The sequence below is a fragment of the Lacrimispora amygdalina genome, assembly GCF_900205965.1.
Classification (GTDB): domain Bacteria; phylum Bacillota; class Clostridia; order Lachnospirales; family Lachnospiraceae; genus Lacrimispora; species Lacrimispora amygdalina_A.
Genome location: NZ_OAOF01000073.1, coordinates 1 through 1,361 on the forward strand (window position 1 = coordinate 1; position 1,361 = coordinate 1,361).

Genomic DNA, 1,361 nt, shown 5'->3' on the forward strand with positions numbered 1-1,361 from the left:
AGTGTATAATGGCTTTGGAATAAAAAATAGCATAGCAAAAGAGCGAAGGTGTGACTTCGCCATGACGTTGTTTATGAGGTTTTTTGTTTTGTTGGTTTGACTGCACTATTTGACTATAAAGGAAGATTTACAGATATGGTTCTATCCATATCCCATGACCTTTCGATATTGTTCAAATAGTGCAGTTTTTTTGTGGTAAACTTCTAAAACCAACATAGAAGAGCCACATTTCTGGCAGCAAAGAGGGTCATATCCAAAAGATAAAAGGATAGAATTACGCCAGTCTAAATATCGTAAGAGAAATTTCTTCTTTTCAGGAGAAAGGCATTTACGAAGTTTTTTCTCTTGCTTGTGATGTTTGGCATAAATGCCATAATAGCGAAGCATTTTAAAATGCTTTTCCGGGATATGGATGATAAGCCTTTTAATAAAATCTAAGGCAGGTATACGTTCGGTGATGGTTTTGTTATCTTCATGCCGTGTGTAATGAAAAGTAACGAAATCGCCATCATAGTGATCAATGCGTGAACTGGCAATAACTGGTCGACCAAGGTAACGGCTGATGTATTTAATTGTGATATCCGGTGTGCACAGGTTTGGCTTTGCACGAACATAAAAGCCGTCTTCATGCTTTTGGTAAATGGAATTTTTGATTTTGTTGAAAGAAGGTCCGAGTTGTTTAGAAAGCTGCTCAAGGAGAACTTTCCGGAAAGCAATGCGAAGAAAGTTATAGTTAAAGTGTTTAACAGGTCTCCATGGAGAGAAGTTACCGGCGCCCCCTTCAGAAATAAGGACATGTATATGAGGATTCCATTTGAGATCCCTGCCAAAGGTATGAAGAACACAGATGAATCCAGGAGTAAAGAGTTCAGACTTATTCATCATAAAAAACATACGAAGAACAACATCACGGACGGAATGAAAGAGGCAGTTTAGAAGAGAACGGTCATTTAAGAAAAAAATACGGAGCTCTTCAGGGATTGTAAAAACGCAGTGACGGTGAACACAAGAAACAAGTTTAGAGGACATATGAAGAGAGCGAAACTGATTGTATTTATTGCCACAGGAAGGGCAGAAACGGCTTTTGCAGCGAAAAGGAACAAACTTTAAGTCACCACAAAGAGGGCAGCCAAACATAGCACCGCCCTTGGAGGGATCCCCACAGTCAATCATACGCCCAACATTTTCAATAACGGAACGTCTGGGGTGAAGTTCGTAAATAATGTGTTCATAATAGTCAGCAAAAATGGTTTGTAAGATATTCATAAAAGAATTTTACAATAAAGTTACACAAAGAAAAACCCCAAACCCCTCATGAGTGAGGGGCAGGGGAGTTGAGAGTGTCGAAGACACTTTTTTAT

1 protein-coding gene is annotated in these 1,361 nt (G+C 38.9%); it reads right to left on the reverse strand.

Annotation, left to right across the window (positions count from 1 at the left end):
- Positions 1–141: 141 nt before the first annotated feature.
- The gene (locus CRO04_RS25720; protein ID WP_097007066.1) at positions 142–1,266 is read right to left on the reverse strand and encodes an IS91 family transposase; all 1,125 of its coding nucleotides are present in this window, start codon (positions 1,264–1,266) and stop codon (positions 142–144) included.
- Positions 1,267–1,361 lie beyond the last annotated feature (95 nt).